This window comes from Flavobacterium hauense (genome assembly GCF_054457175.1).
The window spans coordinates 26,367-33,104 of the sequence record NZ_JBTKVX010000031.1 but is presented as its reverse complement, the minus strand read 5'-3'; the positions used below and the strand labels follow the sequence as shown (position 1 = coordinate 33,104).

The window sequence follows — 6,738 nt, the reverse complement described above, 5'->3', positions numbered from 1 at the left end:
TACACAGCAAGCCCCTTTGCAAGCCGAAAGATTGCAAACAAACTCCTTTTCCAGTATGTCTTCAGACACTATTGTTTTTCCCAGTTGAAACATGCCGCAAAGGTAAGCAAAAGTTAGCAAAACATGCAGTAGCCAAAATCCTCATAAATAGCTTGTAACTGTTAAAAAATAAGAATAATTTTGCAGATTAATCAAATTTCAAACATATGGGTTTCGACTGGAGACAAATATTTACAGTAAGCATGGTGCTTTTTGCCGTAATCGATATTGTGGGAAGCATACCTATTATTGTGGGTTTGCGCAATAAGCTCGGACATATACAGTCTGAAAAGGCATCTATAGTAGCAATGGTAATTATGATAGTGTTCCTTTTTGTAGGAGAAGAAATACTGAAGCTAATCGGGATAGATGCCAGTTCATTTGCCGTTGCCGGTTCGTTTGTACTTTTCTTTCTTGCACTGGAAATGATCCTTGGAATTGTACTATATAAAGAAGACAACCCAAGCACGGCTTCTATAGTTCCAATTGCTTTTCCTCTTATCGCAGGAGCAGGTACAATGACAACGTTGCTGTCACTAAGAGCTGAATACGAAAAAATAAACATCATTATAGCTATAGTGATCAATGTTATTGTAGTATACTTTGTCCTTAAGTCTTCATCCCGCATAGAACGGGCTTTAGGCGCTAATGGCCTTGGTGTCATACGCAAAGTATTTGGCGTTATACTACTCGCAATAGCTGTTAAATTATTTGCTGCTAATGTTAAACAGTTGTTTGCTTAGTATTATAATGCTTAATTTCACGCGCTTAAAAACCAAAGAATTCACCTTACTCAAAAGAAACTCACACTACAATGAAAATCCTTATTTATACACTCATAGCGCTCGCACTTGCGCTTATTATTTTTAATATTACCCTACTCGATTTCGATAATATTTTTGAAGGCTCAAGCCTAGTAGCCCTTATAGGTATCATAGCGTCACTATGCGCAGTGTGTATACTACTGATCTTCAAAATCTCTAAAAATATCGAAGAAAAAACAAGACGATAATTATGTTTGATGTTTTAATTATAGGAGGAGGCGTTTCGGGCGTTTCCTGTGCACTTATTATAGGTTCAGCACTAAAAAGACCTTATGCCGAAGGCAAAAAAGCGGGCATATTCACCCATCAAAAAGCAACGTCACTTCAGGATGCCGTTTTCAATAACGCTTATGGCATACCGGCAGGCACATTAGGCTCAACCCTAATGGAAACCAGCCTGCAGCAACTGGCAACGCTTTACCCTGAAATGGAACAAATCGACAATGAAAAAGTCATGAGCATAGAAGGCGAAGCGGGTAATTTTACCGTAACAACCAATAAAGGCGCTTATAAAACAAAAGCCGTAGTCGTAGCCATTGGCTCAGCCAATACTTTTGCCATAGAAGGGCTTATGGATTATGTAATGCCTCACAAAAAAGCAATTCCTGAAAAAAACCGCATACAGCTTAAAAATGATGACCATCTTGTAACCGAAGGCATATATGCTGCCGGAACACTTGCAGGCCATCGTAGCCAGCTTGCTATTGCAGCAGGAAGTGGAGCCGCCATTGGTACCGACATTCTAAGCTTATGGAATGACGGCAAGCAAACACAATATCACGACAGCCTTAGGAAGTAAGCAGTTCAGTCGCAGTTTGCAGTAACTTCACTCATTATAGAAAAAGCCCGGATTCATAAGAATCCGGGCTTTGCTTTTAATACGCAAATAGCTGCCTACTGCGACTGAATACTGCTTACTTTACTAAAACAGCCTTCACCATGTTATCTTCTTTAAGTATCATTTCGTAGTAAGCCTTTTCGCTAAGCAGCTGTCGGGCAAATTCAGCAGCCAGATAATGCTTTACCCTTGCTTTATGCTTATCCAGATGAAAAACAAGTCCGTTTTTAGCAAGGTAACCGGTAAACGCATTAAAATATTTGTCAGTTGCGATAACTTTTTCAGTAATCAATGAACTTGGTAATCCTTTAAAACCATTTCTGTCTTTATCAAGCTGTTCAAACACAAAGTAGCTAACAATACCGCTCTGCATTATCATCGTTACGGCTTCATCCCCGTGCTTGCCTTCTTGGGGCACGAACACATCCGGTATTATACCACCGCCTCCGTATACAATACGGCCTTTTGCTGTTTTGAATTTTAAGGTATCGGCGATTTTTATACTGTCAGCAGAATATAATTCCCCGCTTTCATAACGCTTCTCAAAATCGTTAAAGTATTCGTCTCCTCCATGATCATAACTTCTTTGTATCGACCTGCCTGAAGGCGTATAGTAACGCGCTACTGTAAGTCGCACAGCACTGCCGTCACCCATTTTCATTTCACGCTGCACAAGGCCTTTCCCAAAAGAACGTCTTCCAACGATTACTCCCCTGTCATTATCCTGGATGGCACCTGCTAATATTTCGCTGGCTGATGCACTATTTTCGTTTACAAGAACAAAAAGTTTTCCCGACTCGAAATCTCCTTTTTTGGTAGCATACGTCTTGTCTTCGCGTTTCTTTTTGTTTTTTGTCTTTACTATGAGCTCACCATCTTTAAGGAACTCATCGGCGATCTCGACAGCTTTTTCAAGATAGCCACCGCCGTTATCACGAAGGTCTACTATCAGCTGCGTTGCCCCTTGTGCCTTAAGGTTTATTAATGATCGGTGAAATTCATCACCGGTAGTCTCAGCAAAGCGGTTAACCTTAATGTATCCGGTATTGTTACTGACCATAACGGCAGCATCAACACTTTTTATAGGCACTACATCGCGCGTTACATCTACTTTGAATTTTTTGTTTTCGCTTTTCCTGAAAACAGTAAGTGTAACTTTAGAACCCTCTTCTCCTTTCAGCTTGGTAAAAAGAGTGTCGTTAGGCAGCTTACGCCCAAAAAGCTTACTGTTATCTGCAAAAAGGATACGGTCTCCTGCTTTGATCCCAGCTCTTTCAGACGGACCACCAGCAATAGGCTTTATTACCGCTACTGAGTCGTTGTACATATAGAAATTTACCCCAATACCTACGAAGTTACCCTCCATACTCTGAGACACTTGTTCCATCTCGCTTTTGGAGATATAAACCGAGTGCGGGTCGAGTTTCTCGAGTATGCTGTTTACCGTGATATCGACTATAGAGTCGGTATCAACATCATCCACATACTCGCTTTCTATAAAATCGATCAGCTTGTTAAGCTTACTTTTGTTAGAACTGGATATCATGCCACGCTGGGCTGCCGGAAAATTAAGAAAGCTGCCCATAAGCAGCCCCATAGCCAGCGCCAGTGATAAAGCAATAGGTAAATATATTCTTTTAATTTTCATGTAATTCAGCTTCCAGATTAGGAATGTACACCACTTCGACACCTGCTTTTTCTAAAAAATCCACACCCGAATTGTCTTTATAACCTTCAAGGTATACAACTCTTTTTATTCCGGCCTGATGTATAAGCTTGCTGCAATCTTTACAGGGCGACATGGTAATATATAATGTTGCACCCTCGCATGACTGTGTAGAACTTGCTACCTTTAATATGGCATTCGCTTCGGCGTGCAGCACATACCATTTGGTCAATCCCTCATTGTCTTCACAGCAATTCTCAAACCCTGACGGAGTACCATTGTAACCGTCAGAAATTATCATTCTGTCTTTTACAATAATTGCGCCAACTTTCTTGCGCTTGCAGTACGAAAGCTGTCCCCATTCCTTCGCTATCCTTAGATAGGCCTTGTCGTATTTGTTTTGTTTTCTCTCTTTCATTCCGGGAAATAACCTTATGCCAAATTAAGCTATTAGGATTTTTATTACGTTAAAAAATTACCAAATTTCATTATGAATAATCATTGGCAGCACTACTCCTGCAACAAAAGCCGAAGTTACCAGCACCCAGTCGCGCCTGTTGAGCCTGAAAAATTCTGAAAGTATATAGGCAAGTATAAGTACACAAAGCACTATTATTACCTGTGCAGCCTCTATACCCAGTGCAAATTCAAGCAAAGGCAGCAGTTTATCATCGGTAGTCTTATCAAGTACCAGCTTAAAATAATTAGAAAAGCCAAGCCCGTGGATCACACCAAAGAAAAGCGTTGCTACCGAAACAAAATTAAGGCCGTTGCTGTTCTTTTGCGATTTTTTTCCTGATTTGACTATATTGAATAATGCTGTAACCATTATCGTTATGGGTATCAAAAACTCAACAACGGTACCGTTTACCCTGATCACACCATATACCGACAGCATCAGCGAAAGCGTATGCCCTATGGTAAATATTGTTACCAGGAGCAAAACATTTTTCCAATCCTTAAAACTATAGGGTACAGTAAGAACGATCAAAAACAATATGTGATCGTATGCATTGATATCCAGCACGTGACGCAAACCTGTCTCAAAGTATAGCCAAAAATCTGACATAATATGACTGATAATTATTTAAACCGTAAACTTACGGTATTTTTCATAAACTTTTCTTGCCCTTATCTGTTATAAAAGAACGCCCGAAAAGCTAAAATCTTTTAAAAAATTATTTCGTCATAAAATATAGAAGTATATTTGTCATAGAATTTTAACAGATAAAATATGTCCATTTCAGATTTATTCGATAGTGGTTTCAAGAACAGGAATAAAGGACATTTTTCAGCAATCGTAAGAGTTGCAATGGAGAATGGACACCTTAGTACAGAAGAGCGCCACTTTCTTGACAAGCTGGCCAAAGAGCTTGAAATTTCGGCTGATGAATACAGAGAAATCCTTGAAAACCCTTTAAGATACCCAATTAACCCTCCGTACCTTCATGTACACAGGCTGGAGCGTCTTTTTGATCTTTCAAGAATGGTTTATGCTGACCATATACTTGGCCCTAAACAAAAAGAAATCCTTACACGTTTTGCTCTTGCTTTGGGCTTTACACCGGGTAACGTACATTATATTGTAGACAAGGCATTATCGCTATTGGTTCTAAATGTAGATTTAGATACTTTCCTTTACGAAATGCAGCACATGAACAAATAAAAAAAGGGACTTAAGTGCTTAAATACTTAGGTTTTAAATTACAAAAAATCCACGCTTAGGCGTGGATTTTTTTATTATATATTTTACAGTGCATCCGGCTCAGCTATTCGTATTTCGCCATAAACTCTTCGGCTTTTGTTACCATATTTTCGCTTCCGCAGAAGAAAGGTACACGCTGGTGCAGTTCTGTTGGCTGGATCTCCATGATTCTTCCAAAACCGTCCGAAGCTTTTCCGCCTGCCTGTTCGGCAATAAAAGCCATTGGGTTACATTCATACAGCAACCTAAGCTTTCCTTTTGGTGCTTTTGAGCTTGTAGGGTAAATGTATATACCGCCCTTTATCATATTCCTGTGTATGTCGGAAACAAGACTCCCTATGTATCTTGAAGTATATGGCCTGTCGCCTTCTTCAAGCTGGCAGTATTTAATGTAATCTTTAACTCCCTGCGGAAAGTGTACATAATTACCTTCGTTTATTGAGTAAATATTTCCGTCTTTAGGGAACATCAGGTTAGGATGCGAAAGATAGAATGTTCCAATTGCAGGATTAAGCGTAAATCCGTTTACACCATTACCTGTAGTATATACCAACATTGTCGATGTTCCGTAAATAACATAACCTGCAGCAACCTGGTTAACCCCCGGCTGAAGAAAATCTTCTATCGTTACTGGTGTTCCAACAGGCGTTATCCTTCTGAAAACCGAAAAGATCGTACCTACCGAAACATTCACATCAATATTAGATGAACCATCCAAAGGATCCATTAATAACACATATTTGTTATTATGTGCACCGTCATTACCCTGAATTGTGATAAAGTCATCATTCTCTTCAGAGGCAATACCGCATACAATTTCGCGATTAATAAGCGTTTGCATGAAGATCTCATTGGCATATACATCAAGCTTCTGTTGGTCCTCTCCCTGTACATTCTGCTCCCCGAACTTACCGATGATATCAACCAATCCGGCCTTATTCACCTTGTAGTTCACCACTTTAGCCGCCAGCCTTATCGAGTTAATAAGTTTCGACAATTCCCCCGAAGTATACTTGAAATCCTCTTGTCTTTCAATAATAAACTCGCCTAATGTCCTGTTGCGTTCTTCCATTACTATAACGTTGTAGTTGTGTTGAGGGCACAAATATCGAAATTTTTGTGATATGAAAAGAAATTATTATTTCCATACCTTTTTGCTCGTATTTTTGCGCAAATTTAGCAAATGATTGTACGAAAAGGACATAGAGAAGATATGCCCGCGGTTTTAGAGCTTATAAAAGAGCTTGCGGTTTTTGAAAATGAACCCGATGCTGTAGTGGTTACCGTAGAAGAACTGGAGCGTGACGGCTTTGGTTCTACTCCATTATTCAGCACTTTTGTGGCAGAAGAAGATGGCGCGATCATAGGAATGGCCTTGTTTTATTACCGCTATTCTACCTGGAAAGGAAAAACCATACATTTGGAAGACCTGATAGTTACCCAAAATAAAAGAGGTACGGGTGCAGGCAGCGCATTGTACAAAGAGTTTATGAAGAACGCCAAAAAAGAAAGTGTGCGCCGTGTAGAATGGAATGTACTCGACTGGAATACCCACGCCATTGAATTCTATGAGCGTTCAGGAGCAGCTGTTCTTGAGAGCTGGCGTACAGTACAGATGCACGAAGAAGGAATAACAAAGTTTACATTAGATTTATAAATATTCTCA

Annotated in this window: 10 protein-coding genes; 5 read left to right on the top strand and 5 right to left on the bottom strand. The window is 39.8% G+C overall.

Annotated elements, in window-relative coordinates; genetic code table 11:
* Window positions 1–93: DUF3109 family protein (locus tag ACX0HA_RS16665; RefSeq protein WP_458846440.1), on the bottom strand; the 93-nt coding region annotated here is incomplete at its 3' end.
* A gap of 113 nt (window positions 94–206) precedes the next feature.
* On the opposite strand from ACX0HA_RS16665, the gene ACX0HA_RS16660 reads away from it, so the two are divergent.
* From ACX0HA_RS16660 to ACX0HA_RS16650, 3 genes are all read left to right on the top strand, one after another.
* The gene (locus ACX0HA_RS16660; RefSeq protein WP_458846439.1) at window positions 207–782 is read left to right on the top strand and encodes a MarC family protein; all 576 of its coding nucleotides are present in this window, start codon (window positions 207–209) and stop codon (window positions 780–782) included.
* A gap of 71 nt (window positions 783–853) precedes the next feature.
* On the top strand, window positions 854–1,051 hold the full coding sequence (locus tag ACX0HA_RS16655; protein WP_458846438.1) for a hypothetical protein: 198 nt from the start codon (window positions 854–856) through the stop codon (window positions 1,049–1,051).
* A gap of 2 nt (window positions 1,052–1,053) precedes the next feature.
* Window positions 1,054–1,662 carry an FAD-dependent oxidoreductase gene (locus tag ACX0HA_RS16650; protein ID WP_458846437.1) on the top strand — a complete coding sequence of 203 codons (609 nt, stop codon included), beginning with the start codon at window positions 1,054–1,056 and terminating at the stop codon, window positions 1,660–1,662.
* A gap of 115 nt (window positions 1,663–1,777) precedes the next feature.
* On the opposite strand, the gene ACX0HA_RS16645 is transcribed toward ACX0HA_RS16650, so the two are convergent.
* From ACX0HA_RS16645 to ACX0HA_RS16635, 3 genes are read right to left on the bottom strand one after another with little or no spacing between them, the layout of a single operon-like run.
* Window positions 1,778–3,349, bottom strand: coding sequence for a S41 family peptidase (locus ACX0HA_RS16645; protein ID WP_458846436.1), 1,572 nt, complete (start codon window positions 3,347–3,349; stop codon window positions 1,778–1,780).
* Window positions 3,339–3,785, bottom strand: coding sequence for a deoxycytidylate deaminase (locus ACX0HA_RS16640; protein ID WP_458846435.1), 447 nt, complete (start codon window positions 3,783–3,785; stop codon window positions 3,339–3,341). Before ACX0HA_RS16640 ends, ACX0HA_RS16645 begins: the two co-directional genes overlap by 11 nt.
* Window positions 3,786–3,842: 57 nt before the next feature.
* Window positions 3,843–4,436 carry a HupE/UreJ family protein gene (locus tag ACX0HA_RS16635; RefSeq protein ID WP_458846434.1) on the bottom strand — a complete coding sequence of 198 codons (594 nt, stop codon included), beginning with the start codon at window positions 4,434–4,436 and terminating at the stop codon, window positions 3,843–3,845.
* 165 nt (window positions 4,437–4,601) lie between these two features.
* Here ACX0HA_RS16635 and ACX0HA_RS16630 point away from each other — a divergent pair, with 165 nt between their 5' ends.
* Window positions 4,602–5,033 (top strand): tellurite resistance TerB family protein, encoded by a 432-nt coding sequence (locus ACX0HA_RS16630; protein ID WP_458846433.1) that lies wholly within the window; start codon window positions 4,602–4,604, stop codon window positions 5,031–5,033.
* A 103-nt stretch (window positions 5,034–5,136) separates the two neighbouring features.
* Here the strand turns inward: ACX0HA_RS16630 and fbp are convergent, their stop codons facing one another.
* Window positions 5,137–6,144, bottom strand: a complete 1,008-nt coding sequence (fbp, locus tag ACX0HA_RS16625; protein WP_458846432.1) for a class 1 fructose-bisphosphatase — start codon at window positions 6,142–6,144, stop codon at window positions 5,137–5,139.
* Window positions 6,145–6,255: 111 nt separating this feature from the next.
* On the opposite strand from fbp, the gene ACX0HA_RS16620 reads away from it, so the two are divergent.
* Window positions 6,256–6,729 (top strand): N-acetyltransferase family protein, encoded by a 474-nt coding sequence (locus tag ACX0HA_RS16620; protein WP_458846431.1) that lies wholly within the window; start codon window positions 6,256–6,258, stop codon window positions 6,727–6,729.
* Window positions 6,730–6,738 lie beyond the last annotated feature (9 nt).

Bases quoted from the DNA above. Each gene is read 5' to 3' on its own strand.
- ACX0HA_RS16660 (WP_458846439.1), top strand. From the start codon at position 207: ATGGGTTTCGACTGGAGACAAATATTTACAGTAAGCATGGTGCTTTTT.
- ACX0HA_RS16655 (WP_458846438.1), top strand. From the start codon at position 854: ATGAAAATCCTTATTTATACACTCATAGCGCTCGCACTTGCGCTTATT.
- ACX0HA_RS16650 (WP_458846437.1), top strand. From the start codon at position 1,054: ATGTTTGATGTTTTAATTATAGGAGGAGGCGTTTCGGGCGTTTCCTGT.
- ACX0HA_RS16645 (WP_458846436.1), bottom strand. From the start codon at position 3,349: ATGAAAATTAAAAGAATATATTTACCTATTGCTTTATCACTGGCGCTG.
- ACX0HA_RS16640 (WP_458846435.1), bottom strand. From the start codon at position 3,785: ATGAAAGAGAGAAAACAAAACAAATACGACAAGGCCTATCTAAGGATA.
- ACX0HA_RS16635 (WP_458846434.1), bottom strand. From the start codon at position 4,436: ATGTCAGATTTTTGGCTATACTTTGAGACAGGTTTGCGTCACGTGCTG.
- ACX0HA_RS16630 (WP_458846433.1), top strand. From the start codon at position 4,602: ATGTCCATTTCAGATTTATTCGATAGTGGTTTCAAGAACAGGAATAAA.
- fbp (WP_458846432.1), bottom strand. From the start codon at position 6,144: ATGGAAGAACGCAACAGGACATTAGGCGAGTTTATTATTGAAAGACAA.
- ACX0HA_RS16620 (WP_458846431.1), top strand. From the start codon at position 6,256: ATGATTGTACGAAAAGGACATAGAGAAGATATGCCCGCGGTTTTAGAG.